We start from the raw sequence: 26294 nt of genomic DNA, 5'->3' as shown, positions 1-26294 counted from the left end.
GGCAGATGCTTTATGTCGAGCAAGAAAAAGTCCCTGGAGATCGAAACCCTGCGTGGCCTGGCGTGCCTGCTGCTGGTGCTCTATCACGTCATCGGCCCGTTGGGCGGTGGTTTGAAGATTGATCTGGGCTCGCCGTTCCGGGTGCTCGCCGACTCGATGGTGTACGTGCGCATGCCGCTGTTCACCTTCATTTCCGGCTACATCTATTCCATCTACAAAATCCGCGGTAATGACTTTTCGACGTTCTTTTCCGGCAAGGTGCGGCGGTTGATCGTGCCGCTGTTTTGCGTGGGCGTGCCGTTCTCCGTGTTGCAAGCGGTAGGGCCGGGGGTGAACAAGGATGTCGGTGTGATGGACGCGTTGTTGTCGTTCTGGGTGCCGATCAATCACTTCTGGTTCTTGCAGGCGGTGTTCATCATTTTCATGTTCGTCGGCTTGCTGGAGTGGCGCGGCCTGCTGCGCTCGGCGACCCGCTTGTATCTGCTGTTCGCGTTTGCCGCCGTGGTATTTCTGCTGCCGCCGTTCACGTTCGACGCGTTCGGCATCAACGGCGCAATCTATCTGCTGCCGTTTTTCGTGGCGGGGATGATTGGCCAGGAAAACGTCAGCCAGTTGAAGCAGACGTTCAAGGTGATCGGCCCGTTGGTGTTTGTGTTGATCTCGCTGACGCTGTTGTATGTGGCGGCGGTGGATCGCGAGTTGATTGTTGATCGCCGCAGTCTGATTGGTCTGACCGTGGGCTGCGTGTCCTGCTTCGCGCTGCTGTCCAGTGACATGCGCTCGAAGTGGCTGACCTGGCTGGGCGGTTATTCCTATGCGATTTTCCTGTTCCATGTCTTGTTCGCGGCCACCTCGCGGTTTGTACTGGGGCGCCTGGGCGTGAAGGATGAGAGCCTGCTGGTGTTCGGTGGTGTGGCGTGCGGTTTGCTCGGGCCGGTGGTGTTGTCGATGATTTTCAGTCGGTTCAATTTCACTTCCGTGCTGTTTTTGGGTGAGCGTGCGGCGAGTAAAAAACCGCCGGCGACCATCACTCCGGTGGTGCAGGCCTGAGAATGCTAAAAGCTTCGCGAGCAGGCTCGCTCCCACACTGGATCTGTGTCTACACACGATCACTGTGGGAGCGAGCCTGCTCGCGAAGGGGGCCACTACGGACTAAAGGAAATTTTGCATGTTGGTAGTTGATGACACCCGGCCAGTTGCGGCCGCGATGGTTGAGGTGGGCGATGCGCGCGAGCGTTTTGCTCAATGGCGCGAAGGCAAGGCTGGCAAGGTTTTGTCCGTCTCGGTGATCGGCGACAGCTACAGCGCCGGGCAGGATTTCTATCTGAACAAACTGGTGCAGCGTGTGGCCGGCGAGGTGGGTTTTGCCGGCCCCGGTTACGTCGGCTTCAACCATGGCGCGGCACTGGGCGGCACCCATTTCAAATACACCCGCAGCAGCGAAAAGTACTTTGGTGGTGGCTGGGATGTGTCCAGCCTCGGCCAGGCCAGCCCCGACAGCCGCACGGTGACGGGGCGTCCCGGCGCCTGGTTGCAGATCGATGCCAACCCGACACCCAGGATCAGCACGGCGGTCACTCAGGCGAAGTTGCTCTATCTGGGCAATGGCGAGTCCAGTGAACTGCGCTATCGCTGGACGCCATCGGAAGACTGGAAGCCGTTGACGCTGGCCGGTTCCGGCGTTCAGGAAGTGCCATTGCCGGGCACGCCGACAGCGGCGGATTGGGCGTTCAAACTGGAAGTGGTGAAAGGCGCGCCGACGCTGTTCGGCGTGTGGATGAGCAATGATCAGAACGGTGTGCGGGTGTCGAAACTCGCGGCGTCCGGCGCGGCATCTGCTGACTTCTATCACAAGGATCCGCACTGGCAGATGCAGTGGAAAGCCGCCGTGTCGAAGATTCCCGCCGACGTTTACCTGATCATGCTCGGTGGCAACGATCAGGGCTTTGGGGTGAAGCCCGAGGCGTATCTGCAGAACGTTCAGGGGCTGGTGGGGATGATCCGCGAGATCCAGCCGAAGGCGAGCATCAACCTGATCATGCGGCAGGACACTACGCGCTCCAGTGCGTATCCGATGTCGGCGTATGCACAGGTTCTGCAACCCTGGGCGCATGAGCAGCATCTGGGTTACGCGAACCTGCAATGCGCCTTTGGCCCCGACGTTAAACGCTATGCTGCCGCGATGATTGGTCCGGACAAGATTCATCCGGTGCCGGCCACAGGCGGAAAGGTGATTGCCGATTATTTCTATGGCTGGATCGTGGGTGGCCACACAGGCAATTGCAGCGAAATACCTATCCGTTGATCGTTCCCACGCTCTGCGTGGGAACGATCAGGCCGCGTCAACTATTCGAAGGCCTCGACCTGATCGAGCAATTCCGTGAGCTTCTGCGGCATCAACCGCGTATCACAACGGGTTTCCACGTTGATGATGATCGCCGGGTCGTTACAGCAAATGCGCACGCGAAAGCGCCAGTCGCTGAAAATCACTTTCAGACCATCGCGGTCGTCGATTTCCAGCGCCTGTTCGCCGTAAAGCTTTTTCAGATGGGCGAGCAGGGGATAGGGATCGGCCATCGTCCGGCGAATATCGCCGGACGAAGGAAACATGCCAATGCGCTCCACCAACAGGATGGTGCCCAGCCAGGACTCGTTGGCGCTGGGCAACGGCTGGTGGCGTGACAGCCAACTCACCACCCCGAGGTTGCCCACCTCGCGTTCAATCTCTACGGAATGTTGTGCAATGTTCATGGTGACCTGCCTGAAGTGAAGAGTGGGCGTCGAGTGTCTGGGCCGTCTCAGCGGCCCTTGAGGTACACGTTTTCGTAGCAGAAGTTGGTCGCTTGCAGATAACCCTCGGCATCGCCGCAGTCGAAGCGCAGGCCCTTGAACTTGTAGGCCAGCACGCAACCGTTCTGCGCCTGTTTCATCAGCGCGTCGGTGATCTGGATTTCGCCGCCCTTGCCCGGCTGGGTATCGGCGATCAGGTCGAAAATGTCCGGGGTCAGGATGTAGCGGCCGATGATCGCCAGGTTCGACGGGGCGTCCTGTGGCGCCGGTTTTTCCACCATGTTGTTGACCCGGTAGATGCCATCGGAAATCAGCTCGCCAGCGATCACACCGTACTTGTGCGTTTGATCAGCCGGGACTTCCTGGATGGCGACGATCGAGCAGCGGAATTTCTTGTACAGCTGGATCATCTGCGCGAGGACACCGTCGCCTTCCAGGTTCAGGCACAGGTCGTCGGCCAGTACTACGGCGAAGGGTTCGTCGCCGATCAATGGGCGACCGCTGAGAATGGCGTGGCCCAGGCCTTTCATTTCTACCTGACGGGTGTAGGAGAACGTGCAGGTGTCGATCAGCTCACGGGTGCCGGCGAGAAACTTCTCTTTCTCGGTGCCGCGAATCTGGTGTTCCAGTTCATAGCTGATGTCGAAATGGTCTTCCAGCGCACGCTTGCCCCGGCCTGTGACGATTGCCATGTGTTGCAGGCCGGCGTCCCGAGCTTCTTCAACGGCGTACTCGATCAACGGTTTGTTGACGATCGGCAGCATCTCTTTCGGCATTGCTTTGGTGGCCGGCAAGAAACGCGTGCCGTAACCGGCAGCGGGGAACAAACATTTACGAATCATAAAAGTATCCTGGACAGTCATGGAACACAGCCAACGGGTGCGTGCACTAACGAAGGAGTGCAAGTTTCAATAGTTATTGAACGAATGCTTTAATACCTGAGTCAGGTTGTTAATGGCAAATAGCGGAGGCGGTAAAACACGACAATGTTATGCGATGTCGGTTAGAGCGTTATTAGTTATTTTTAGTCGGTATCTGTTGATAGTGATGAGTGCACTTGCAGTGCTAATAAGTACCGGGCAATACAGTGTGACCTGCAAAAATAAATATTGCCAGTCATTGAACTAGTTTTGTTTTCGGTTGTTGTCGCCTTGTTTGTGTGGATTGCGACACATCTCCACAACAAGAGGCTTGACACGCTACTTGGCACTTATCCAATTACGGACCCGCGCTATGAAGATTCTGGTAACCGGTGGCGCCGGCTATATCGGCTCGCACACCACACTTGCTTTGCTTGAAGCAGGTTATGAAGTTGTCGTGCTGGATAATCTCTGCAACAGCAGCGACGCGGCATTGCATGCGGTGGAAGCCATCTGTGGCAAGAGTGCGCTGATGATTCGCGGTGATGTCTGCGACCGGGCGCTGCTCGACCGGATTTTCCAGGAGCATGCCATTGGAGCGGTGCTGCATTTCGCCGGGCTCAAAGCCGTCGGCGAGAGTGTGCGCAAGCCGCTGGCGTACTACGAAACCAACGTCAGCGGCAGCATCACGCTGTGTCAGGCGATGGCAGCGGCGGGGGTGTTCCGGCTGGTGTTCAGCTCCTCGGCGACGGTGTATGGCGAGCCTGAGCAAATGCCGATCCGCGAGGATTTCCCGACCGGTAATCCGACCAATCCCTACGGCCAATCCAAACTGATTGTCGAAAACGTCCTGCGCGACCTGAGCCAGTCCGAGCCGCGCTGGAGCATCGCCTTGCTGCGGTACTTCAACCCGATCGGCGCGCATCACAGCGGTCAGATGGGCGAAGACCCGAACGGCATCCCCAATAATCTGGTGCCTTATATCAGCCAGGTCGCGGTGGGCAGCCTGCAAGAACTGTCGATCTTCGGCAACGATTACCCGACCGTCGACGGCACCGGCGTGCGTGACTACATCCACGTTGTGGATCTGGCGGACGGCCACCTCAAGGCTTTGCAGTCGATCACTGACCGCACCGGCATTCACACCTGGAACCTCGGCACCGGCGATGGCTACAGCGTATTGCAAGTACTGCGCGCCTTCGAGCAAGCCTGCGGGCAACCGGTGCCATATCGGATGATGCCGCGTCGTTCGGGGGATATCGCCGAGAGTTGGGCGGACGCTTCCAAAGCAGAGCAAGAGTTGGGCTGGAAAGCCACGCGTAGTTTGCAGGACATGGTCACCGATACTTGGCGCTGGCAATCGAACCATCCCAAGGGTTATCTCGGCTGATGTCGTTTTGATGCGAAATGTTAGTTTCGGTCAGGTGTTAGATATCGTCGGGAAAATACGCTGGAAATGCCTTTTGCAAGTCCGTAGATATAAACCTGCCGTTCGACTTTTATCAGTTGGGTAAGACTGTGAAAGAACAACGGATCTTGTTCGCATTTTTCGCGGACTTGAACTCTACCACCTCTAACACCAATCGGTTTTTAACAGATTGAATGTTAGAAAGGAGTTGATATGAAAAAAGTGATGGCAGTTGCCCTGTTGACGATGTTGAGCAACTGGGCTGCCGCAGCTGAAGCACCGCTGACGGCGGTGACCAATGTAGGTGGCAGTGTGGCGGCTTCTCAAGCGCCTGCAGCCAGTACTGCAATGGTTGCCAGTGCAGTAGCGGCGTCCAACAGCGGTGGCAGTGCCAACGGCGGTACCACCGGCACCACAGGTACCACCGGTACAACCGGCACGCATAACTAACAGAAGTTTTGTTAGTGCAGTACAGGGTCGCCCGACGCAAGTCGGGTGACTTCTTTTTAGATTCGCCCTTGAATAGCGTAGTGCCATTATGACTCGTAGTTTTTCTCTTTTGATGTTGGCAAGTTTCGCTTTACAAGGTTGCATGTTTTCCCCGGGCCAATACCTGAGTACCAGTGACATCACCCGCCAAGGGGCCAGTGAAAGCAGCCGGGTCGAGCTGATCCCGATCACCCCCAAGCTGATTTCCACCACCCGCGCCACGCACAAGCGCGAGTCGCTGCCGGCGGAGCTGTTGGCGACCCCGGCCGAGTACCGCATCGGTAACAACGATGTCTTGTACATCACGGTCTGGGATCACCCTGAGCTGACAGCCCCGTCCGGCGCGCAACAACAGATCGATGCCAACGGCCGACTGGTGCGCTCCGACGGCACGCTGTATTACCCGTTCATCAAGGAAGTCCAGGCCGCCGGCCGGACTATCCAGCAATTGCGCGCGGACATCGAACAACGGCTGTCGGCGTTCATCGCCGAACCGCAAGTGGATGTCGCGGTGCTGCGTTTCGCCAGTCAGAAAGTCGTGGTCACCGGCGCGGTGGCCAAGGGCGGCCCGCAAGCGATTTCGACCAATCCGCTGAGCGTGGTCGAAGCCCTCGGTTCCGCCGGTATCGATACCAACAATGCTGACTTGTCGGGCCTGACGCTGACGCGCAACGGCCGGGTTTATCCGCTGAATCTCGACTCGCTCAATCAGCAGGATTCCGAGTTGCAGGGTGTCTACCTCAAGGGGGGCGACCAGTTGTATCTGCCGTACAACGACAACAAGCGCATTTACGTCATGGGCGAGGTCAACCAGCCGCGCGCATTGAGCTTCAAGACCGCCACCATGAACCTGTCGGATGTGCTCGGCTCGGTCGGCGGCTTGAGCCAGACCACCTCCAACGGCAACGCGGTGTACGTCATCCGTGGCGTGGAAAACCTCGACGTCGAGCCGGCGAAGATCTACCAGTTGAACGCTGAATCGCCGACCGCCATGGCGCTGGCCACGCACTTCGAAGTCCGTCCCCAGGACGTGGTCTACGTCGGGCCTGCCAACGTGACGCGCTGGAACCGCTTCATCAGCCAATTGGTGCCGTCGGCGTCGATTGTCGGGACCGGGGCTTCCGCTGCGAAGAACTGGAGCGAATACAGTAACAACAGCAAATAAGGCCGCCGACTGTGAACACGTTGAAAGTTGGCGTCTGCCTGAGTGCGGCCCTGTTGTTGTGTGGCTGCAACCCGCTGATGAGCGCTTCGTTGAACAACCTCAAGTCGGCGGTGATCGGGCCGGACGAGGTGGACGTGACCGCGGCTCAGGTGGCCGAGGTCAACTATCCGCAACTCAAACTGACCACGCCGTCCGGCTCCGGGGTGTTGGCGCTGGTGCGCGAGCGTGAAGACCTGCAGTTCTGGGTCGCCTCCGGCAAACAAGTGTTGCTGCTGCGTGATGGCCTTGCCGTGCGCAGTATCGGTCTGGGCCTGGAAGGTGATCTGGACGGCACGCGTCTGGCGGATAACTCACCGTTCAAGCAAGGCCTGCATCAAGTCGCCGATGGTTACACCACTCGGCGCTGGATCGATCTCTACAAGGGCCAGGAAGTCGGGGTGATCGTCAACAGTCGCTTCTCCCGCAAGTCCATGGACACCCTGACCATTCTCAACAAGGACTACAGCGTGCTGCGTGTCGATGAGCAGATTGACGCCCCGGCCATTGGCCTGAGTGCGACCAATCGATATTGGGTCGATCCCGTCGACGGTTTCATTGTGCAGAGCGAGCAACAGCTGACGTCGCAGTTGCGCGTGAAGATCGTGCAACTGACGCCCGCGCGCAGGCATGTCCCGTGAAGCGCCTGAGGATTTTATCGGCATGCCTGCTGTTGATCTCCAGCGTCAGCCAGGCCGCAGTCACCGTCAGCGGTGACGTCGCCAACCCCGGGCCGGTCAAGCTACCGGCGGGCGGGCGCCTGCTCGATGTAATCAACGAGGCCGTACCGAATGCCGAAGGTTATTGGCTGGCGGGTGTTTTGTTGCGGCAGTCATTGCTGGAAGAACAGGCGCGGCTCAAGGCTGGCGTGCTGTTTGATCTGGACGTGTTGCAGCGCATGGCGTTGCTCTTCGACAAACCGAGCCGTGCAGCGCTGGCACTGCGTTTGACCGAGCAAGTTCGGCAGATGCAGGTGACGGGGCGGCAGGTTGCCGATCTCGATCCGGTCGCGGTGGAAGTCGGTTTCGCGCGCAACATTCGTCTCGACGATGGCGATCGCCTGATCTACCCCAAACGCGTCGATGAGGTCGAAGTGCTCGGTGCTGTCGCCGAGACCTGCCACTTGCCTTATCAGCCGCTGCTTGAAGCGCGTGAATACCTTGAAGGCTGCACGCCGCTGGACGATGCCGAGGTCGATTACCTGTGGTTGATTCAGCCCAATGGCGTGGTCCGGCGCGTCGGCATCGCACACTGGAATCGCGAGAGCGGGCACTTCCCCGTAGCCGGCAGCAAGATTCTGGTGCCGGTAAAAAATGATGATCTTGATCCGCCTGTCCCTGAGCTGAATCAGCAGTTGGCCGAATTGATTGCCACGCAGCTGGCCGAGGTGGTTCGTTGAATTTACGTTTTGCAGCTGTGTTGTTATTGCCGTGTGGTCTGGCGCATGCCGAGCCGCGCATCACTCAAAATGACTTCGGTGGCACCGGCCTGTTGCAGACGCCGACGGCGCGCATGGCGCCGGCCGGCGAACTGAGCGTCAACGCCAACCGCACCGAGCCTTACAGCCGCTACAGCGTGTCGCTGCAGCCGCTGGACTGGCTCGAAGGTTCCTTTCGTTACACCGCGATCACCAACCGGCCGTACGGCTCCGAGGCCCTCAGCGGCAGCCAAAGCTATAAGGATAAGGCGGTCGACGCCAAAGTCCGGCTGTGGCAGGAAAGCCATTGGCTGCCCGATGTAGCCCTGGGCTTCCGAGATATCGGTGGTACGGGTTTGTTCTCCAGTGAATTCTTTGTCGCCAACAAGCGCTTCGACAATTTTGATTTCAGCGCCGGCATTGCCTGGGGTTATCTGGGCAATCGCGGCGACATCGACAACCCGTTGGGCTATGCCAGCGATCGCTTCGATACCCGGCCCGCCCTCGAAGGCACCGGTGACGTCAACTCGGGTTCGTACTTTCGCGGCAAGCCTTCGTTTTTCGGTGGCGTGAGTTACCAGACGCCCTGGGATCGGCTCAGCCTGAAACTCGAATACGAAGGCAACGACTACAAGCACGAGCCGAAGGACAACATCATCAACCAGGACTCGCCGATCAACTTCGGCGCGGTGTTCAAAGTGGCGGACTCCGTCGATGTCAGCGCCGCGTGGGAGCGCGGCAATACGGCGATGTTCGGCATCACGTTCCACACCAATTTCGCCACCCGCAAGGCACCCGCCAAGACCTACGACCCAACCCCCGAACCGTTGCCGGCGAAGATGCCGACCACGTCGATGGAGCAGGTCGACTGGGCCAACGTCTCTCAGCGTTTGCAGCAGAACGCCGGCTACAAGGTCGAGCGCATCACCCAGCGTGATTCCGAGCTGATCGTGTATGGCGAGCAGCAGCGTTACTTTCATTCGTCCAAGGCTGTCGGCCGTGCGAGCCGGATTCTGGATAACAGCGTCAACGACGACATTAACTGGTTCACCATGGTCAACAAGCGCTACGACCTGCCGCTGGAAGAAACCAGCGTGCCGCGCCAGACCTTCCGCGAAGTGATCAACAACGAGGAACCGCTGCTGTCGCTGCACCGCACCACCGAGATCAATCCGGCGATGCCGCACAACGAGAAAACCCTCTACACCGAAGCGCCGCAGCACTTCAGTTATGGCGTCGGCCTGGGCTTCAAACAGAACGTCGGCGGCCCGGATGGCTTTCTCTATCAATTGAGTGCCGACGCGGACGCCGAATATCGCTTCAACCGCAACACCTGGTGGAGCGGCTTGCTCAGCGCCAACCTGATCAACAACTTCGACAAGTTCACCTACGATGCACCCAGCGGCTTGCCGCGCGTGCGTACGGATTTGCGTCAGTACCTGACCGAATCCGAGGTGACCATGCCGATGTTCCAGCTCAGCCATACCGAGCAACTGGATAAAGACTGGTATGGCATGGTTTATGGCGGTTATCTGGAGTCGATGTTTGCCGGGGTAGGGGGCGAGGTGCTGTTTCGTCCGACCGGTGAGCGCTGGTCGGTGGGCGCGGATCTGAACTACGTGCGTCAGCGTGAGTTTGATCAGGGCTTTGGTCTGCGTGATTACTCTGTGGTCACCGGGCACATCACTGGCTACACGGATTTGCCTTACGACACGCTCGCGGCCATTAGCGTCGGCCGGTATCTGGCCGGTGACTGGGGCGGCACGCTGGACATCTCCCGCGAGTTCTCCAACGGCGTGCGCTTCGGCGCCTGGGCCACCATCACCACAGCCAGCAGTGCCGAGTACGGGGAAGGTAGCTTCGACAAAGGTCTCTATCTGTCGATCCCGTTCGACGAAATGATGAGCATGTCGACCATGCGCCGCGCCAACCTGGTGTGGGCGCCACTGACCCGTGACGGTGGTGCGCGGCTCAATCGCGGTTACCAACTGCACTCGATGACCGATAGCCGCGATGACGACATGTTCTATCGCAACTTCGAGAAGATCACCGAGTAACGGCTGATCGATCAACGTTCAAGCCGACGCTATCCCTGTAGGCGCTGCGGCACGCTGCGATTTTTTGATCCTGATCCTTGAAGATCAAAAGATCGCAGCGTGCCGCAGCTCCTACATGGGTCATGTGACGAACCCCGGATCCTGGCCAACACGCGATCCCCTGTAGGAGTGAGCCTGCTCGCGATAGCGTCGGCACATTCGAAATCAACATTGACTGACTCACCGCTATCGCGAGCAGGCTCACTCCCACAGGGATCTTTGGCGGCCCCAAATCCCGCGCACAAAAAAGGGGACTTTCGTCCCCTTGCTGTGTTGCCTTGCGTAATGCTGAACCTCAGTAAATATCCTTCGACAGCAACGTAAACGGTGTCTTCACCAGGATCTTCAAGTCCAGCCACAGCGACCAGCTGTTGATGTACTGCAGGTCAATCTCGACGCGCTTCTGCATCTTGTCGAGGGTGTCCGTCTCACCGCGGCAGCCACTGATTTGAGCCAGCCCGGTAATGCCCGGTTTAATCCGGTGACGCGCCATGTAAGCGAGGATTTTGCCCGAGTAGAAATGGTTGTGCGCGACAGCATGCGGACGTGGGCCAACCAGTGCCATGTGCCCTTGCAGCACGTTGAACAGTTGCGGCAACTCATCCAGCGAAGTGCGGCGGATGAAGCGGCCAACGGGGGTGATGCGCGAGTCGTTGCGGCTGGCCTGTTTGACGTCTTTGTCATCGTGCACACGCATCGAGCGGAACTTCCAGACCTGAATCACCTTGCCGTTCCAGCCGTGGCGATCCTGCTTGAAGAACACCGGGCCTGGCGAGTTGATCTTCACCGCCAGGGCAATGATCGCCAACACCGGACTCAACACAATGATCGCCAGCAGCGCCACGGCTTTCTCCACCAGGCTTTTGCTCAGGGCAGCGGTCGGGCGACTGGTCAGCGGGCTTTCGTTCAGGTAGATCGCCGGCAGGCCGTCCACGACTTTAACCGAGTGATTGAGCAGCGTCAGACTGTTCAAGTCCGGCACCCACACCACATCGACGTTGGCACCGAGCAAATCGACATACATCGCTTCGATTTTCGCCGCTTCCGACAGGGGCAGGGTGATGTACAAACGGCGGATGTCGTGGGCCTTGATCAGCTCAAGCAACTGTTCCTGAGCACCGACGATGCGCGGGGCATCCGACTCCAGCGCAGGCACGGTACCGTTACTGATCAAACCTACCAGTGGCAGGTTCTCGATCTGGCTCAGCTTCTTCGCCAGACCCAGCGCCAGCTCACCCGTACCAACGATCAGGGTCTTGTGCTCGCTTTTGCGTGAACGCTGATAGAACTTCGAAAACGCATGCAACGGTGCATACAACAGCGCCTGTCCGAGGAAGCCATACACCGCCCAGCTGAGAATCACCTGTCGGGAAAACAGCTCATCGGCCTTGCAGATAAACGCGATGCACGCCAGCGCCGCCATGGTCATGGACCAGCCCATAAACAGGCGACCCAACCCCGTCAGATAGTTATCGCGTTTGCGATACACACCACTGAACGTATAAGCCGGCACCGAAGCCAGTACCGCCAGCGTTGCGCACATTCGGTAGTAGAACGCGACCGTACCGGTGTGCTGCTCGGCCAGTACAAACAACAGAGCAACGATAAATCCCTGTGCCAGCGCCCATTGGCCCCAAAAGGTCAGTCCCTTGAGGCCCGTGCTTCGATTGATACTGAGAGAAAGATCCATACGATATCCCCAAAAGACGTCCATTCAGGTTTCAACAGTTGAAAGCCGAGTTGTTAGTCAGAGTTATTATTTTTGTTTTAACGAGTGTCCTGAGGTAACAACGCCGATATGCCGAACTGTCGTCAGTCAATAGACTAAGTTATTGCCGGGAATGGTGTCTGACGAGTTCTAACAAGATGGCACAATGCCAACTTTTTAATAATTAAATATTAGGGTGTTAGAAAAGGTCGCAGAGAAGGGGGTGAATAATCGAAGGGGTATTTGTTACTGTTTGAGGGGTGGAGGCAGGGATTTTATTCATCAAGGGAGGTGAAGCCAAACAGAGTGCTCTTGTTGTATTTGTAGTCGCACTTTTTTCTGTTTGTAGTGTTCGCAGATATCGCTGTCTTTAAGCCACGATTTCTTGAATGAGGCAGTAGCCGCGGTTTCTTACAGCGCGGAACAGTCGCTCACCCTTACTGGCGCTTTTGAATTTGTCTTGCAGGCGACTCAGGCACATCTCCAGCCCACGATATTGCTCCGGCTCTCGGCCGATACTGAGGATCAGTTCATCGCGGCTGACTACGCGCTCTTCGTGGTGCAGCATTTTTCTGACCAGTGCAGTTTCGAGCCCGGTGAGACTGATCTCTACGTCTTCTTTGATCAATGCGCCTTGATCATTGTCGAGGTGCCAGGTCTCAGTGTAAGGAGCAGCACTGTCGAGAGCGGGAGGCGGGTTGCCGGCTTCAGCGGTTATTGCCGGAGTACTGTGAAATGGATTCGCCGATTGAGCGGCCAGCCATTCAGACTCAAGCGTGGCCAATATGCGCTGGGTGTCATGTTCAATTGTGCGAGCGACATTTTTACGGGTGCTGCCTGGGTAAGTGAACTCCATCAGCACGGGGGCGGAAGAGGGCGAAGTAGCACCTTCAATAAACATTTGCGCCTGAGACGTACCAAACGAATTGAATCGTTCGCTGGACAGAATGCTCTCAAGCTCACGTTGCGACGTTGTACTGTGAGTCACGACGACAAAATATTTTCTGGGGAGGGTTGTACTAGTTTCCATGTCTCTCTCCTTAACTGCGTACCAAAATTGGCTAAAAGGTAAATCGGCAGGCGAGCAATGACTTCCTCGGAAGTAATCGACAGGCAGGGTCTGGGCCCGAAAATGGCCCTCGATAAGTTCCACTCGTTCTGCTGCTATGTTGTTAAGTTTATTGTTATGTTGGCGCGCTCATTCAATCGCTTTGTTATTAGTAGGCGTGAAGTACAACTAGAGCTATATGGCTGCATCAGACGATCCTTCGTAAGCATGCAAAAGGGTGGCTGCCCTTGAATCAGGCAGTCGATATCAGGCCGCGCATCAGGCGATAGCCATAGCCGCGGATACTCTGAATCGCGTTTGTACCATACATGTCCTTGATTTTTCCACGCAAGCGGCTGATTGATTTCTCCAGCGCCCTTGGGTCGTAGAAATTGGTATTGAGCCCCATGATGTTGGCAATTTCATCATGGCTGAGGATGTGGTTGCCGGTTTGCGCAAACGCTTCCAGGATCTTCATTTCAGCGAAAGAGATATCCAGCTTCTTGCTGGTGCTCATCAGACAGATACGAGTAGGGTCGAGCGTCAGATTGATATCTCTTTTCCATTCTTCACTGTTGAAGAACTCGGCAAGCAACTCGGCACCTTCGTCGGAAAGGGTATTGAGCTTGATACAGAAGTCCGCCCCGGCAAGAAAATACTTGATCTTGTTGAAGGCGCCGCGACCAGTGATGACCGCACAAATGATGGGCTTCAAGTTATCGGTGCGCAGGTTCTCCACCAGCGCAAGATTGTCTTCAAGGGCTTGCGGGCTGTCGATGACAATGAAGATGGCTCGATATGAACCAGAGAGTTCATTCTGCTTATATGAGCTAGTGTACGAATTGGCATCAAGCGCCATGTCGGTGCGGACGTGCTTGGCGAGTAGCGCTCTAAAATGTTCAGCCACGCCACGGGTACGGCCCAGAGTAAGAACACCGGGTTCGTCGTTTGTCGGGCGCGGACTTCTAGTCGCCAAGTTCCCTGAGAGCATCATGCATTGACTCGAATTAGGTGCTGACATCGGGATGTTAAAGCACCGGTTCTCATCTGTGACTGACAATTGGTAACATTCGACCAGTTTTTAGACGTGGCTCCCGAGTTTTCTAACAATAATTAAGCTTTTCAGGCTTTTAGTTGATTTTTTCGGGAGTGTGAACTAGTCGTTAGATGGTGGCAATATGGAATTGTGCCACTATTTTGAACTCAATGCGACAGCTTTGTTTATGTCCTTTGGCCACTGTCTGGCCATCCAAGAGAATGTGATATTGATCACACTTTATTGGGCACGCAACTTTTTTCTATATAAAGGCCTAAATATTTCCCGAGTAGTTCGTAGGCGGACGATTACTAACATGGCTTGAGTGTGTCTTTTGATAAGACATATTCTGCGTCGCCTAGTCAGGCAACGGGTGTCGATATACCGATTGTTTCATTTCAGATACTCAATTCCTGAGTGCAGTTTAACGGGCCGCTCGCGATGAGCGCTCTGACGGAGGATTAATGGATTTCTGGACCTTTTTCCAGGTGTTGATTTTAGGCGCGGTAGAAGGCCTGACCGAGTTCCTGCCCATCTCAAGTACGGGCCACCAGATTATCGTCGCCGACTTGCTGGAATTCGGCGGTGAACGTGCCATGGCGTTCAACATCATTATTCAGCTCGGCGCCATTCTTGCCGTGGTCTGGGAGTTCCGGCCGAAAATCTTCGAAATCGTCAAAGGCCTGCCCACCGAACGCAACGCACAACGCTTCACCCTCAACCTGTTGATCGCCTTTCTTCCGGCCGTGGTTTTGGGCGTGCTGTTCGCTGATGCGATCCATGAATACCTGTTCAACCCGATCACCGTGGCCGTCGCTCTGGTCGTCGGTGGCATCGTCATGTTGTGGGCGGAACAGCGCAGCCACGTGGTGAGCGTCGATCATGTCGACGACATGCGCTGGTCTGACGCGTTGAAGATCGGTTTCGTACAATGCCTGGCGATGATTCCGGGCACCTCGCGCTCCGGCTCGACCATCATCGGTGGCCTGCTGTTCGGCCTCTCGCGCAAAGCCGCTACCGAGTTCTCGTTCTTCCTCGCCATGCCGACCATGGTCGGCGCCGCCGTGTACTCAGGCTACAAATACCGAGACCTGTTCGAACAAAGCGACCTGCCAGTCTTCGCCCTCGGCTTTGTCACGGCGTTCATCTTCGCCATGATCGCCGTGCGTGGCCTGCTCAAGTTCATCGCCAACCACAGCTACGCCGCGTTCGCCTGGTATCGGATCGCGTTTGGCTTGCTGATTCTGGCAACGTGGCAGTTTGGCTGGGTCAACTGGACAGCAGCGGCGGCAGGCTGATTACTGACTGCTGATCAACGCGGCGACGGCGAGGTCGTTTAACTCGCTGTCGGGGGATTCCTGGCGGAAGCGCTGCAAGGCTGAGGTGAAATACGCGGCTTGCAGCATGCCGTCGCTGGCGAGGTAATAACGCGCCGCTTCGATTTCTTCTACCGAATAAACACGTTTATTCAGTCCGGAAACGTTCGACGTCCCATCAAACGAAACCAGCGTCCCGGTGAAAACCAGAAAGCCAGACATCTGCGTAGATTGAAAAGGGCCATCTTCTCCATCACCGCAGCCCTTCGCAAAATCGCAGGATGCGTAGGCGTTGGCATAAAGAGTCGAGAGTAAAGCGAGGAGGGTGAATCGCTTGAATAAAACACGGCTAAACGCGGGCATAACCTGAAGACGTCCTGTCAGTACAACAATACTCCGGGCAACGCTCATTCGTTGCCCGCACATCCAACGCATCGATCAACGCCCCGCCAACAACTCCGCCGCCTGATCCAGCAACGCCAGCGGATCCTTGGCCTTGTGAATATCCACCGACAACAACTGGCGGAATTTACGCGCCCCCGGAAACCCGGTGCCCAGGCCCAGCACATGCCGCGTGATGTGATGCATCGACCCACCGGCCAGCAAATGCTCGGCAATATAAGGCCGCAACTGCGCCAACGCCTCGGCCCGACTGATCACCGGTGCCGAACTGCCGAACAACTGCTGATCCACCTCCGCCAGCAAATACGGATTGTGGTAAGCCTCACGCCCCAACATCACACCGTCGAACGTCTGCAAATGCTCATGGCAGGCCTCCATCGTCTTGATCCCGCCGTTCAGCACAATCTCCAAGTCCGGAAAATCTGCTTTCAGCTGCGCAGCAACGTCATAACGCAACGGCGGAATGTCGCGATTCTCCTTCGGCGACAACCCCTCCAGAATCGCAATCCGCGCATGCACCGTAAAACTCGTACACCCGGCATCCCGCACCGTCCCGACGAAATCGCACAACTGCTCGTAACTGTCCCGCCCATTAATCCCGATCCGATGCTTCACCGTCACCGGAATCGACACCGCATCCCGCATCGCCTTCACACAATCCGCCACCAACTGCGGATGACCCATCAGGCACGCGCCGATCATGTTGTTCTGCACTCGATCGCTTGGGCAGCCGACGTTAAGGTTCACCTCGTCGTAACCGTGCTCCTGAGCCATACGCGCGCAGGCGGCCAGATCCAGCGGAACGCTACCGCCTAGCTGCAAGGCGAGAGGGTGCTCGGCTTCGTTGTGACGGAGGAAACGTTCGTGATCGCCATTGAGCAGCGCGCCGGTGGTGACCATTTCGGTGTAGAGCAGGGCGTTCTTCGACAGGAGGCGTAGGAAGAAACGGCAGTGACGGTCAGTCCAATCCATCATTGGGGCGACGGAGAAGCGGCGGGAGAGTGGGGCTGGTGTGGCGGTGATAGGGGACATTGGCGGTTCTGGATTGGGTGAGGCCGGGAGGTGGAGGAGTTTATCAGGATTGGGGGGTGAGGGCTTATGGAAGTCAAATGGCGAAGGGAGGCCTTCTGCACATATGGGCGAAAGAGGGGTGTAAATAAATCGGTCCCCTTTTTCTCTTTTTCTAGAGCCACACGCAGACGATCGATGACCATTCGACCGAGTCCGTGGGTGGAGCAAAGAAGATCGAAGCGCTGGGCGCGCTCAAGCTGATGTCGGGCGGCTCCGCGAGCATAGCGGCGGTGGATGATCTGCACCAAGCAATCGGCCGGGATCTGAACGTGGTTGTGGGGCAGAAGCACAACTTTACGGTGGGAGAAGATATGAGGGAGCGAATTGAAGGGTTGCGCGAAAGCGTGCTGGAGTGAGCCAGCGCTTACAGGCGTCAAAAAATTGGGTCGGCTCGGAAAGTGTGAATTTGTTCCAGGTGGTTTGCGAAATTCTTGATTTGCTGAAACAGATGAACGCGCAGCTTTCTACACACAGACACATTTGCCCGCCCCGGCCTCTAATTCCGGTGATTCAACGATGTTTACAAATCTTGCGACGTCCGCTGCCACGCACAACCAGCGACTGAAGAAAGTCACGCTGTAAGCATTTGGATGGTGAAAAATTTGCTTTCCTGAGCGTTGCAGATGTAAAACCTGTAAAGGCTTCTGGCCAGCGTCCGCGCAGAGCGATTGGAATTTTTTATAGGGATTTTCTTGTGATTACAGATTGGATTGAGGTCGGTGAAGTATCCGCTGAGCGCGATTTGAATTTGACTCATTATTTTTTTGACGCGGGTGTATCGGCCGAACTCGTCAAAAACAAAAAGCAGTACCTTCTTCTTGGGCGCAAAGGTGCCGGTAAAACTGCCGTTTTTTTGCACCTTCTGCAAAAGCCAGCAAAAATTTTCAAAGAAAGCGATATTGTAATTGGGATGTCGCTCCAAAGTTATAACTGGCAGGCTCATCAGCTTCTTTGCAATCAGCTTCGCTCCGGTGGTTTTCAGCATCGGGACTCTTGGCGTTTTGTGCTGTGCGTAGAGAGTATTCGAGCTGCAATGAGTCATTTTGAAGAAAAACAACTAGCCGTCCCCAAGGAGATTCTGAAGGCTGCAAAAGTTCTTCAGAAATTATTCAATGGGCCAATTCCAACTTGGGTTGACTTGCTAGGAGCAAAGCTCTTTACCCTTGCCAATGCAAAGCTTCCTGAGCTTGGTGCGGGGGATGAAGGTATAACGGTCTCCGGCGGAGAAGTCAGCTTTGAGCAAATAAAAGATGATAGTTCTCTGAAGGGAAAGCTAAACCAGAATATCGAAAACTTGACTAATTGGCTTGAAAAGTCGTTAAAGACTTTGCCAGATGATATACGGATCTTCTTGATTTTTGACCGGCTAGATGAAGCTTGGGTTGCAAACTTCGTCGAGCAGTCGAAGTCGATTATTTCAGGTCTGCTCCATGCTTCAGAGCATGTTTTGCAAAATTTTAATGGTCGAATTCGGCCGCTTGTTTTTCTACGTGAAGATATTTTTTCGACCTTCGATATCAACGATAGGAACAAGCTGCGAGAAGACTGCAGCAGTAGCTTGCGCTGGACGCAAGACGCAATTGAAAAGCTAGTATTGGCGCGTATTAACTATTATGCAAAAGAAGCAAACCAGCCTGCCGTCGCTTCTTTGCATGATATTTTCCATGAGAGAGAAATGCGAAGCAGGACGCCGCCGGTTAAACATATCTTCAACCGGACAATGGGCCGTCCGCGTGACATGGTGGCGTTTCTAAGCCGTTCTTTCCGTACAGCACGAGAAGAGAATCTAGTAGACAATGACAGTGATAAAATTCAGGCAAAGGCAATTTATCTTGCTGAGCCTGGGTACAGTGAGTATCTATACGAAGAGCTTAGCGACGAATGGCGAAATCAAAATGCTCACTTTCATGATTATTTAGGAACACTAGAAAATCTGCGATACGCTGCCATTACAACTGTGGAGCTTGAAGAGGCATTGGCGAATAAGCACATCGTGTCTGACCGTGCCGGCTTCAGGAGTATTGTAAGATTCTTGTTTGAGAACTCCATAATTGGCATAACAGTAGGAAACTCTTCCCAATGGCGTTATCGCTGTTTTTACCCGACTCAAGCTTTTATCGACACTGACACCATTAAGGTCCACCCCGGCTTGATCAAGCGTCTTGGACTACTAGAGGGCAGCTCTGAAAAAGCTGGAGCAACCAATCACGCTGATGCTGCAGACGATTAAATATCTTTAGCCTCGATCCATTAGAACCCTCTAAATTAACAATTAAGATGGGTTTTTATTCTACGAAAAGGGGGCAGACTTATTTTTTGATATGGAGCTAAAGCTCGGGAAATAAATCTGTCCCTGTTTTTATTCAATCCGGGCATTTTATTTCCGATAGTACGTGGAGATCTCTCTCCAAACGTATTTGTATCGGAACTCAAGCCAACGGATTAATAGTTTGTCCCTCTGGCGTCGAAAGCGACTACTAGCTCGGGCTTCCAACATTTGCGCGATGTCAGAATTTAATTGCTCTCGGTTAAATGCAGACCAGATGATTGGAATCACGCAGTCAAAATTCGTGTGGCAGACAGGTGCGACTTCCTCGTAGAGCATTCGTTTTATCTCTAGCGGGTCGTAATCTTCGGTCTGTCGGGCGATAGATTCGTAGTCCACCTCATTGTCGACAAACGCATCGGACAATGCCCAGTAGATGTCATATCGATCTTTTGCAGTCATTGTCCGATTCAAATTAGCGTTGGTCGTTTTCATCGCGGAAACGCCGGCAACGACTTTGAATTCTGGTCGTACATGAGGGGCTGGGGTTTCAATGTGATACGTGCGGCTGGCTTCGCCATGTTTGACTCCCTGTCATCGAATTAACCGCTGCCGACTGTATCAGACTTGCTTTGGTCAGTGACTGGCGGCGATGCACTCGACGTTTTTCGTCAATCTAAACAGTAATGCTCGCGCTTGTTTAAATGAATCTCGCTGGCACAACCCTAGCCCTACACAACCTTGCGCCTCCCCCTACACCTAAGACAGAATCCGCCGGCTTGTGCGTCTAGCTCGCGGGTTCTATCGTTCCTGGGTCACTGAAAACCAGTGATCGGGTTTGGTAGCCCGTCTCCGTCAGAAGCACAAGACTACTGTCTTTCGAGGGCGTTTCTCGTCTTCGTTTTATGGTGGTCATGCGCGGGGCGTCTTCGGATGCGCCGGGGTTCCTGACGACCGGTCTACCAACCTGCGTATGGCCTCCACCCTTCGTTTGGTAGCGAGAGTGATGGCTCCTTTTCGTTAATCCGTCAGGAGTTACACCATGTTCAAACCAACACCCAACCCACCAGAAACCGATCCCGCATCCCCCTACGAATCCCCCCATTCCAAAAAGCTCCACGAAGCCGCCGAGCGTGCGCTTGATCACTATCTCCTTCCCGCCAGCCAGATCATGGCCAGCACTAACGAGCCCGAACGCATGTACTTCGCCAATCCGAAGTACGACACGGAATCCCTGCTGGCCAACGCCAGTGAAACGCTGAGTTCCGCGTCCGAGTTGCTCAACAACTTCGCTGCGCTGCTTGATCCCTCAAACCGCAAAACCGCGCTAGGCATTGCGCAGGTGGTGATGTTGGGCGAGTTGGCGGTGAATCAGGCGTTGGATCACGTCGAAATCAAGCCGTAAAACCCGTGTCCCTCTGCGGCGTGCGGCAGGCCGTCGCCGCAGAGGGGTGGGCATCTGAATCGGTTTTTCCAGCGTCTTTTTGCGACAGTAGCGATGTGCCACAATTTGTGATGGCAATGCGTCATCACGCGACTCTAAAAGTTCAACCATTGTACAAAAATAAAAAGTTGTACAAGTTTTCCTAAAGTTTATAGCATCACTTCCAGATACCTTTGCTGAATCGATAAATCTTGCGCCCAGACGCCCTGTTTGCGACGTGATGGTTTTGTCTGCCGATGCTTGTGTCGGGTCTCTTTGACGCATCAACAGCATCGCATTTTGCATTTCCGGGACAGCTGGAGCGTCCCGTTACACGCCTTGGATGACGACCCCCGAATGTCTGGACGGTGACTGCGGTTGCCGAAGATCTATTTTTTGTGCCTGGCGTTTCGCGTCAGGGCGTTTGAGGCTGAATATGGCAGTTGCATCGAATTTCCTGGGTGATATCAAAGTTTCCCGCAAGCTGGGAACCGGTTTCGGCATTCTTTTGCTGGCTGTTTTGGCGGTTGCTTTCATTGGCTATAACAGCAACGGCGTGCTGGTTGATCGCTTGAGTACGACGCGGCTGATCGGCACGTTGAATGACGCTACGCAAAATATGCGTCTGTCCGAGAAACAGTACGAAGCCGCTGCTGACGTTGCCTTCGTCGATTCTTATCACGCTCAGTTGAATGTCTTGCAGGGCCTTGTGAGCAAGGCGCTGGAAACGTTGACGCGCGCTGAAAACCAGCAAGCCTTGAAGGCGTTGCAAGCCACGATTGTTGCCTACGATCAGAAGGTAAAGCGGCTGATTGATGCCGATAAGTCGACGACGGATGCCCTGAAACCGCTGGGTGCGCTGTCGGACAAGTATGCACAGACCTTTGCCGGCATGCTTGAGAGCACCACAACCAATGCTCTGGCGTCCGCCGATGGCGAGAGTGTTCGGGAGTTGCGCACGGTGGCCGACTTGCGCAACGGCATGACGACGTTTCGCCTGATGTTGCGTCGTTACATTGCGGTGCCCGACGACGCGAACAAAAAAGTGCTGATGGAAACCATCGACACGTTTCTGAGTGATATCACCAAGGCGCGTACCAGCCTGCCGGCGACCCTGTCGAGTCAACTGGAAGAAGCGCACGCCGGGATGCGTCGTTATCGCGAAGTCTTGGTGGAAGTGGCCGGGCTGTTTGAGCAGAAGCAGAGCATGCGCCAGCAGGTCGACCAGGAAAGCAAGGCGATGGACAGCATCATGAACGGCCTGATGGACACCCAGCAGCGCCTGGCGCGTGAAGATCAGCGCTCAGCCTTTATTCAGATGGCGGTGTTGACCGTGTTGGCGCTGGTGGTCGGGCTGTTTGCTTCGGTGGTCATCTCGCGGCAGATCACTTTACCGCTGGCGCTGACGGTTGATCTGGCTCGACGTATTGCCAAAGGCGATTTGACGGTTCAGGCCAAATCGGCGCGCAAAGATGAGTTGGGCGATCTGCAAAACGCGATGCAGGACATGGCGCAGAACCTGAATACGCTGGTGCAAGGCATCGGCAACGGCGTCACGCATATTTCCACCTCAGCGGAAAAACTCTCGGCCATGAGCGAGCAGACCAGCGCGGGTGTTCGTCAGCAGAAAAGTGAAGTGGATCAAGTCGCCACGGCGATGCACGAAATGGCTTCGACGGTGCAGGAAGTTGCCCGTAACACAACAGACGCCTCGGCTGCCGCGACCTTGGCCGATCAGCAGGCGCGTCACGGCAGTACGGTGGTGAAGCAGGCGACGGTGCAGATCAGCGAGCTCGCTGTGGCCATTGAAGAGTTGGGCGGTGCGATGAACGTGCTGTCTCAGGACAGTGAGCAGATCGGCAAAGTGATCGATGTGATCAAAGCCGTCGCGGAGCAGACCAATTTGCTCGCGTTGAACGCCGCTATCGAAGCGGCGCGGGCAGGCGAGCAGGGCCGTGGTTTCGCCGTGGTGGCAGACGAAGTGCGTTCGCTGGCGCAGCGGACACAGGACTCGACCAAGGAAATCGAAGCGCTGATCGTCACCCTGCAACAGGGCACGCAAGCAGCCTCGACGCTGATGGCTTCCAGCCGCGAGCGCACCCTCGATACGGTGGTGTTGGCGCAGAAGGCCGAGCTGGCGATTACCGAGATCAATCAGTCCATCGGGACGATCCAGGAGATGAGCCTGCAGATCTCGGCCGCGGCCGAGCAGCAAAGTGCCGTGGCCGACGAGATCAATCGCAGCATCGTCAGTGTGCGTGATGTGGCCGACCAGTCGGCGGTTGCCAGCGAAGAGAGTGCAGCGGCGACGATTGAGTTGGCTTCGCTGGGGCAGGACTTACAGCGAATGACCGCGCATTTCCGCACTTGATTTTGTGAACGATGAGCCCACGGCGCCTTCAAAATATCCAGGCGCCGTTGGGCTACAGTTATGGCTGGGTAGCACATAACCGAACAGCTGCTTATTGATCACATGGACGTTTACAACCCGTTATCAGGGGGTTTCATGACCGAATTTCCAAAATCATCCGCCTCTCCCGGAGGCTGCCAGGGCTGTAAAAACAAAGGCGCGCCGGATCTGGATTTCGCCTTCGCGTTTCAGCCGATTGTGGATCTGCGCGATCAAACGACCTTTGCCCATGAGGCCTTGGTTCGCGGCGTGAATGGCGAAGGTGCGTTGTCAGTCCTGGAGCAGGTGGACGATCAAAACCGATATCGATTTGATCAACTGTGTCGTGTGCGGGCGATTTCCACGGCGGCTCAGTTAGGTATGACCGAGTACCTCTCGATCAACTTTTTGCCGAATGCCGTTTACCGTCCGGAATTGTGCATTCGCAGCACGCTTGAAGCAGCGCGCGCTCACGGGTTCCCGCTGGATCGTCTGATCTTCGAGGCGGTTGAGGGCGAGCACGTTGAAAAGAACAGCCATCTGACGAACATTCTGCGTGAGTACCGTGAGTTTGGTTTCAAGACGGCAATCGACGACTTTGGCGCAGGCTATTCCGGCCTTAACCTGTTGGCGGATTTTCAGCCGGATTTGATCAAGCTGGACATGGCGCTGGTCCGGGATATTCACCTTGATCGTGTGCGCCAGACCATCGTGCGTAACGTCGTGAACATGTGCAGAGAGTTGGGCGTTGAGGTGATCGCCGAGGGCATTGAAGATGCCCAGGAAAGAGACTTTCTCGCCGATTGCGGCATTTATCTGATGCAGGGTTTCTGGTTCGCAAAGCCTGCTTTCAAATCGCTGGCGCAGATCACCAAAGGTGCGTGGCTGGAGAGATGATCTCGTTCAGCTCGCACTGATCCGCTCGATAACGGCGGCCAGCGCAGGTCGCTTGTTCTGCCACTCAGCCTTGGTTATCCCCAACAAAACCACATCAATCCTAACGGCATCCTTCACCACGTTCTGCCGCCTCACACCTTCAATCTCAAACCCGAACTTCTGGTGCATCTTCACTACCGCTGAATTCATCGCCAGTACTTCGCAATTCAGCTTTTCCAGCCCCGCCACATCAAACGCGTAATCGAGCATCCAGAACTCGACCACGCTGCCCAAGCCCTTGCCCTGCAAGCCAACGTCCAGATAAAACGCCCAATCTGCGGTTTTCTGCGCAGCGTTGATCGCGTTCAACGAGACGATCCCGACCGCATGCTGATCCTTGATCACCACAAACACTTGCTGGCGTGGATTGCCCTGCAAGGACGCCAACCAGTTCGCGTGTTCCTGTTCGCTGATTTCATGGGAGGTGTACATGAACTTGCGCACGTCTTGCTGATTGCGCAGGGTACGCACATGCGCCTGGATGGCGGGGCTGGCGTTAGTGAGGGGGAGGAATTGCATGGTGATGTCCTTGTCTGGCGGTCAGGCGATACTGAACCGGCGCTGTCGATCCGGAAAATTTCATGTTGCGGTGTACGGGGCAGGCCTAGGATGTTGGCACAAGATCGTTGCTTTTCATCCCGAGGGGAATCGTGCCATGCGCCTTGATGTCTTCAAAGTGTTGTTGATTGCGGGAACGGTGTCGGTGTTGAGTGCGTGTTCGGGGGCGGGCGGGTTGACGACCAGCAGTTGTTTTTCGGCGGATTGTCAGTCGCTGGACGGGTAGAGCCATGCGACGACTTTGAAGTTTGGCGGGAGCAGTATTGGTAGTAGCTTGAACCAGTACAGCTCCGGGATGTTGCATGACGATTGAGTGTTTGTGCCTGAACCTGAAAAAAAGTGGGGCCGCTCGCGACCCGTCGGGGATAAATCCCCTCACCACAGGTTCAATGTGAGCCTGACTGCTCAGTGCAGGTCTGGTTGATTGAGTGTCAGGCTCGATTGCTTACTGCGGCACGGCCAGCCATTCACCAATGACCTTCTGGTATTTGCCAGTGACTTTGCTCAAGTGCAGCCACTGATCAACGTAAAGCTTCCAACTGATGTCATCACGCGGCAGCAAATAAGCCTTCTCCCCGTACTGCATGAACTGCTGCGGATTGACCGCGCACAATCCCGGTTTCAGCTTCTGCTGATACAGCGCTTCCGAGGCGTCGGTGATCATCACGTCGGCCTTGTTGTCGAGCAGTTGCTGGAAGATCGTCACGTTGTCGTGCAGGGCCAGTTGCGCCTTGGGCAGGAAGGCGTGGACGAAGGCTTCGTTGGTGCCGCCGGCGGGTTCCACCAGGCGCACGCCGGGCTGGTTGATCTGTTCGACGGTCTGGTATTTGGCTTGATCGGCGCAGCGCACCAGCGGGATTTTGCCATCGACGTCGAGGGTGTTGCTGAAGTAGGCCTTTTTCTGTCGGTCCAGCGTGACCGAAATCCCGCCCATGCCGATGTCGCACTTGCCGGCCTGCATGTCCGGCATCAGGGTTTTCCAGGTCGTTGGTACCCACTCGACCTTGACCCCGAGGCTGTCGGCCAGCGAGCGGGCCATGCTGATGTCGATGCCTTCGAAGTCGCCGTCGGTGCGTTTGAAGGTGTAGGGCTTGTAGTCGCCGGTGGTGCAGACGCGCAGTTGGCCTTGTTGCTGGATGGTGTCGAGGTGCGACGGTTGTTCCGCTGCCTGCGCGCTCAAGGTCAGGGGCAGGGCCAGCAAGGTACCGAGCAAGATTCTGGTTTTTGTCATGTCTGTCGGGCTTCAAAGGGATCGGAGCGAGAAGTTAACCACGTTCTCGGCGCTGATCCCTATCGTCGAAGTGCACTTACAAGCCCAATCCTTCCTGCACCACCTGCAACAGGTTGTTCTCGGTCAACGCAATGGCATCCAGCTCCTGCCCGGTTTCAACGGTCTGCAGCCACCAGTGGCTTTCGTGGTGTTCATCGACGGTGCGCAACAGATAAGTGTTTCGCTCCGGCAGGGTGATTTGTACCCGTCCAGAACCATCTTCGGTAAAGCGTGCGATGGGATCAAATGTCAGGGTTTGGTCATTCGCCTCGATCACCAGTTGGTCGATGGCGTAATCGTGGGATTCGCCATCCGGGGAGGTTTCGCAAATGTGCGTTGGATTGCGCCGAATCTTCAGGCCGACTTCGGTCACCGGTTGCAGCCACGCCTCGATGCGGTGGTACAGGTCGTAGACCTGCGCGGGCCAGCAATCGATCTCCAGTTCCGCGCAGGTGATGTCGGCCGCGTGGTTGTGCCGGGTTTGCTTGAGCTTCGCGGCGAGTTCGTCTGCTTTACTCATTTCGGTTCCCTGTATTTGATGGCTGCTTATTAATCGTAGACCTTTCAACGGGGTACGGCCTTGCCTTGCGTCATGCGCTTGCAACACTGG

The 26294-nt window shown here is 55.8% G+C and carries 24 protein-coding genes and 3 pseudogenes; 16 read left to right on the top strand and 11 right to left on the bottom strand.

Translation table 11 applies throughout. The features are described from left to right. The first annotated feature begins 12 nt into the window (after positions 1 to 12). Together ACA043_RS20065 and ACA043_RS20060 are read left to right on the top strand one after the other, a co-directional pair. Complete coding sequence (locus tag ACA043_RS20065; protein WP_187677552.1) at positions 13 to 1050, top strand: acyltransferase family protein; 1038 nt, start codon at positions 13 to 15, stop codon at positions 1048 to 1050. A 118-nt stretch (positions 1051 to 1168) separates the two neighbouring features. Further along, positions 1169 to 2305, top strand: a complete 1137-nt coding sequence (locus ACA043_RS20060) for an SGNH/GDSL hydrolase family protein (protein ID WP_497657795.1) — start codon at positions 1169 to 1171, stop codon at positions 2303 to 2305. Between the two features lie 41 nt (positions 2306 to 2346). On the opposite strand, the gene ACA043_RS20055 is transcribed toward ACA043_RS20060, so the two are convergent. Together ACA043_RS20055 and galU are read right to left on the bottom strand one after the other, a co-directional pair. Continuing rightward, positions 2347 to 2751, bottom strand: coding sequence for a phosphohexomutase domain-containing protein (locus ACA043_RS20055; protein WP_187677554.1), 405 nt, complete (start codon positions 2749 to 2751; stop codon positions 2347 to 2349). A 47-nt stretch (positions 2752 to 2798) separates the two neighbouring features. Next, entirely contained in the window at positions 2799 to 3632 is an 834-nt protein-coding gene (gene galU, locus ACA043_RS20050; RefSeq protein ID WP_187677555.1) for a UTP--glucose-1-phosphate uridylyltransferase GalU, read from the bottom strand. A 391-nt stretch (positions 3633 to 4023) separates the two neighbouring features. Between galU and galE the strand changes: the two genes are divergently transcribed. The 6 genes from galE (at position 4024) to ACA043_RS20020 (ending at position 10222) form a co-directional block, all read left to right on the top strand. Beyond that, positions 4024 to 5040: a UDP-glucose 4-epimerase GalE gene (gene galE / locus ACA043_RS20045; RefSeq protein WP_489880952.1), complete on the top strand. Its 1017-nt coding sequence runs from the start codon at positions 4024 to 4026 to the stop codon at positions 5038 to 5040. A 231-nt stretch (positions 5041 to 5271) separates the two neighbouring features. Further along, entirely contained in the window at positions 5272 to 5508 is a 237-nt protein-coding gene (locus ACA043_RS20040; protein WP_016775457.1) for a hypothetical protein, read from the top strand. An 88-nt stretch (positions 5509 to 5596) separates the two neighbouring features. After that, positions 5597 to 6712, top strand: coding sequence for a polysaccharide biosynthesis/export family protein (locus ACA043_RS20035; protein WP_187677557.1), 1116 nt, complete (start codon positions 5597 to 5599; stop codon positions 6710 to 6712). Between the two features lie 11 nt (positions 6713 to 6723). Further along, positions 6724 to 7389 carry a YjbF family lipoprotein gene (locus ACA043_RS20030; RefSeq protein WP_497657794.1) on the top strand — a complete coding sequence of 222 codons (666 nt, stop codon included), beginning with the start codon at positions 6724 to 6726 and terminating at the stop codon, positions 7387 to 7389. Continuing rightward, positions 7386 to 8147, top strand: coding sequence for a capsule biosynthesis GfcC family protein (locus ACA043_RS20025; RefSeq protein ID WP_497657793.1), 762 nt, complete (start codon positions 7386 to 7388; stop codon positions 8145 to 8147). Before ACA043_RS20030 ends, ACA043_RS20025 begins: the two co-directional genes overlap by 4 nt. Then, a complete protein-coding gene (locus ACA043_RS20020) occupies positions 8144 to 10222 on the top strand; it encodes a YjbH domain-containing protein (RefSeq protein WP_497657792.1) in 2079 nt (692 codons plus the stop codon). The genes ACA043_RS20025 and ACA043_RS20020 overlap by 4 nt, the downstream gene beginning before the upstream one ends. Positions 10223 to 10556: 334 nt before the next feature. Here the strand turns inward: ACA043_RS20020 and ACA043_RS20015 are convergent, their stop codons facing one another. From ACA043_RS20015 to ACA043_RS20005, 3 genes are all read right to left on the bottom strand, one after another. Continuing rightward, complete coding sequence (locus ACA043_RS20015) at positions 10557 to 11951, bottom strand: undecaprenyl-phosphate glucose phosphotransferase (protein ID WP_187677561.1); 1395 nt, start codon at positions 11949 to 11951, stop codon at positions 10557 to 10559. A 388-nt stretch (positions 11952 to 12339) separates the two neighbouring features. After that, positions 12340 to 12999 (bottom strand): winged helix-turn-helix domain-containing protein, encoded by a 660-nt coding sequence (locus ACA043_RS20010; protein ID WP_187677562.1) that lies wholly within the window; start codon positions 12997 to 12999, stop codon positions 12340 to 12342. A 271-nt stretch (positions 13000 to 13270) separates the two neighbouring features. Continuing rightward, positions 13271 to 14011, bottom strand: a complete 741-nt coding sequence (locus ACA043_RS20005) for a winged helix-turn-helix domain-containing protein (RefSeq protein WP_497657791.1) — start codon at positions 14009 to 14011, stop codon at positions 13271 to 13273. A gap of 506 nt (positions 14012 to 14517) precedes the next feature. Here ACA043_RS20005 and ACA043_RS20000 point away from each other — a divergent pair. Further along, positions 14518 to 15351 carry an undecaprenyl-diphosphate phosphatase gene (locus ACA043_RS20000; RefSeq protein WP_187677564.1) on the top strand — a complete coding sequence of 278 codons (834 nt, stop codon included), beginning with the start codon at positions 14518 to 14520 and terminating at the stop codon, positions 15349 to 15351. On the opposite strand, the gene ACA043_RS19995 is transcribed toward ACA043_RS20000, so the two are convergent. Together ACA043_RS19995 and dusA are read right to left on the bottom strand one after the other, a co-directional pair. Beyond that, positions 15352 to 15732: a DUF2388 domain-containing protein gene (locus ACA043_RS19995; RefSeq protein ID WP_401266248.1), complete on the bottom strand. Its 381-nt coding sequence runs from the start codon at positions 15730 to 15732 to the stop codon at positions 15352 to 15354. Positions 15733 to 15807: 75 nt separating this feature from the next. Beyond that, complete coding sequence (dusA, locus tag ACA043_RS19990; RefSeq protein ID WP_497657790.1) at positions 15808 to 16803, bottom strand: tRNA dihydrouridine(20/20a) synthase DusA; 996 nt, start codon at positions 16801 to 16803, stop codon at positions 15808 to 15810. Positions 16804 to 16958: 155 nt separating this feature from the next. Here dusA and ACA043_RS19985 point away from each other — a divergent pair. Next, positions 16959 to 17424: pseudogene (locus ACA043_RS19985) on the top strand (hypothetical protein); the annotation flags it as partial. Between the two features lie 4 nt (positions 17425 to 17428). Beyond that, entirely contained in the window at positions 17429 to 19072 is a 1644-nt protein-coding gene (locus ACA043_RS19980; protein WP_497657789.1) for a P-loop ATPase, Sll1717 family, read from the top strand. Positions 19073 to 19219: 147 nt separating this feature from the next. Here ACA043_RS19980 and ACA043_RS19975 read toward each other — a convergent pair whose 3' ends face one another. Next, positions 19220 to 19570 carry a DUF7079 family protein gene (locus ACA043_RS19975; protein WP_497659669.1) on the bottom strand — a complete coding sequence of 117 codons (351 nt, stop codon included), beginning with the start codon at positions 19568 to 19570 and terminating at the stop codon, positions 19220 to 19222. Positions 19571 to 20150: 580 nt separating this feature from the next. Here ACA043_RS19975 and ACA043_RS19970 point away from each other — a divergent pair. From ACA043_RS19970 to rimA, 4 genes and pseudogenes are all read left to right on the top strand, one after another. Further along, positions 20151 to 20513 (top strand): DUF6124 family protein, encoded by a 363-nt coding sequence (locus tag ACA043_RS19970; protein ID WP_123532299.1) that lies wholly within the window; start codon positions 20151 to 20153, stop codon positions 20511 to 20513. A gap of 361 nt (positions 20514 to 20874) precedes the next feature. Then, positions 20875 to 22044: pseudogene (locus ACA043_RS19965) on the top strand (methyl-accepting chemotaxis protein); the annotation flags it as partial. After that, positions 22030 to 22902 (top strand): methyl-accepting chemotaxis protein, encoded by an 873-nt coding sequence (locus ACA043_RS19960; protein WP_370872673.1) that lies wholly within the window; start codon positions 22030 to 22032, stop codon positions 22900 to 22902. The pseudogene ACA043_RS19965 and the gene ACA043_RS19960, both read left to right, overlap by 15 nt. A 135-nt stretch (positions 22903 to 23037) precedes the next feature. Next, a complete protein-coding gene (gene rimA / locus ACA043_RS19955) occupies positions 23038 to 23817 on the top strand; it encodes a S6 modification regulatory phosphodiesterase RimA (RefSeq protein ID WP_497657788.1) in 780 nt (259 codons plus the stop codon). Between the two features lie 6 nt (positions 23818 to 23823). On the opposite strand, the gene pseH is transcribed toward rimA, so the two are convergent. Further along, complete coding sequence (gene pseH, locus ACA043_RS19950) at positions 23824 to 24375, bottom strand: UDP-4-amino-4,6-dideoxy-N-acetyl-beta-L-altrosamine N-acetyltransferase (protein WP_497657787.1); 552 nt, start codon at positions 24373 to 24375, stop codon at positions 23824 to 23826. A 136-nt stretch (positions 24376 to 24511) separates the two neighbouring features. Between pseH and ACA043_RS19945 the strand changes: the two are divergent. Continuing rightward, positions 24512 to 24727, top strand: a pseudogene (locus ACA043_RS19945) (hypothetical protein). 132 nt (positions 24728 to 24859) lie between these two features. On the opposite strand, the gene ACA043_RS19940 reads toward ACA043_RS19945, so the two are convergent. Both ACA043_RS19940 and ACA043_RS19935 read right to left on the bottom strand, forming a co-directional pair. After that, positions 24860 to 25645 carry a transporter substrate-binding domain-containing protein gene (locus ACA043_RS19940; RefSeq protein ID WP_497657786.1) on the bottom strand — a complete coding sequence of 262 codons (786 nt, stop codon included), beginning with the start codon at positions 25643 to 25645 and terminating at the stop codon, positions 24860 to 24862. 76 nt (positions 25646 to 25721) lie between these two features. Next, positions 25722 to 26204, bottom strand: coding sequence for a hypothetical protein (locus ACA043_RS19935; RefSeq protein ID WP_401266273.1), 483 nt, complete (start codon positions 26202 to 26204; stop codon positions 25722 to 25724). Positions 26205 to 26294 lie beyond the last annotated feature (90 nt).

Source organism: Pseudomonas sp. LBUM1648 (genome assembly GCF_059716145.1).
The sequence above is the reverse complement of the archived record's forward strand: the minus strand, read 5'-3'. Positions and strand labels throughout refer to the sequence as shown.

Excerpts from the sequence above, each read along its gene's own strand:
- ACA043_RS19970 (WP_123532299.1), top strand. The coding sequence starts at position 20,151 with ATGTTCAAACCAACACCCAACCCACCAGAAACCGATCCCGCATCCCCC.
- ACA043_RS19995 (WP_401266248.1), bottom strand. The coding sequence starts at position 15,732 with ATGCCCGCGTTTAGCCGTGTTTTATTCAAGCGATTCACCCTCCTCGCT.
- galU (WP_187677555.1), bottom strand. The coding sequence starts at position 3,632 with ATGATTCGTAAATGTTTGTTCCCCGCTGCCGGTTACGGCACGCGTTTC.
- ACA043_RS20005 (WP_497657791.1), bottom strand. The coding sequence starts at position 14,011 with ATGATGCTCTCAGGGAACTTGGCGACTAGAAGTCCGCGCCCGACAAAC.
- ACA043_RS20040 (WP_016775457.1), top strand. The coding sequence starts at position 5,272 with ATGAAAAAAGTGATGGCAGTTGCCCTGTTGACGATGTTGAGCAACTGG.
- ACA043_RS20035 (WP_187677557.1), top strand. The coding sequence starts at position 5,597 with ATGACTCGTAGTTTTTCTCTTTTGATGTTGGCAAGTTTCGCTTTACAA.
- ACA043_RS20060 (WP_497657795.1), top strand. The coding sequence starts at position 1,169 with ATGTTGGTAGTTGATGACACCCGGCCAGTTGCGGCCGCGATGGTTGAG.
- ACA043_RS20055 (WP_187677554.1), bottom strand. The coding sequence starts at position 2,751 with ATGAACATTGCACAACATTCCGTAGAGATTGAACGCGAGGTGGGCAAC.
- ACA043_RS19960 (WP_370872673.1), top strand. The coding sequence starts at position 22,030 with ATGCAGGACATGGCGCAGAACCTGAATACGCTGGTGCAAGGCATCGGC.
- ACA043_RS20010 (WP_187677562.1), bottom strand. The coding sequence starts at position 12,999 with ATGGAAACTAGTACAACCCTCCCCAGAAAATATTTTGTCGTCGTGACT.
- ACA043_RS19940 (WP_497657786.1), bottom strand. The coding sequence starts at position 25,645 with ATGACAAAAACCAGAATCTTGCTCGGTACCTTGCTGGCCCTGCCCCTG.
- ACA043_RS20065 (WP_187677552.1), top strand. The coding sequence starts at position 13 with ATGTCGAGCAAGAAAAAGTCCCTGGAGATCGAAACCCTGCGTGGCCTG.
- dusA (WP_497657790.1), bottom strand. The coding sequence starts at position 16,803 with ATGTCCCCTATCACCGCCACACCAGCCCCACTCTCCCGCCGCTTCTCC.
- ACA043_RS19975 (WP_497659669.1), bottom strand. The coding sequence starts at position 19,570 with ATGACTGCAAAAGATCGATATGACATCTACTGGGCATTGTCCGATGCG.
- ACA043_RS20000 (WP_187677564.1), top strand. The coding sequence starts at position 14,518 with ATGGATTTCTGGACCTTTTTCCAGGTGTTGATTTTAGGCGCGGTAGAA.
- rimA (WP_497657788.1), top strand. The coding sequence starts at position 23,038 with ATGACCGAATTTCCAAAATCATCCGCCTCTCCCGGAGGCTGCCAGGGC.
- ACA043_RS19935 (WP_401266273.1), bottom strand. The coding sequence starts at position 26,204 with ATGAGTAAAGCAGACGAACTCGCCGCGAAGCTCAAGCAAACCCGGCAC.
- pseH (WP_497657787.1), bottom strand. The coding sequence starts at position 24,375 with ATGCAATTCCTCCCCCTCACTAACGCCAGCCCCGCCATCCAGGCGCAT.
- galE (WP_489880952.1), top strand. The coding sequence starts at position 4,024 with ATGAAGATTCTGGTAACCGGTGGCGCCGGCTATATCGGCTCGCACACC.
- ACA043_RS20015 (WP_187677561.1), bottom strand. The coding sequence starts at position 11,951 with ATGGATCTTTCTCTCAGTATCAATCGAAGCACGGGCCTCAAGGGACTG.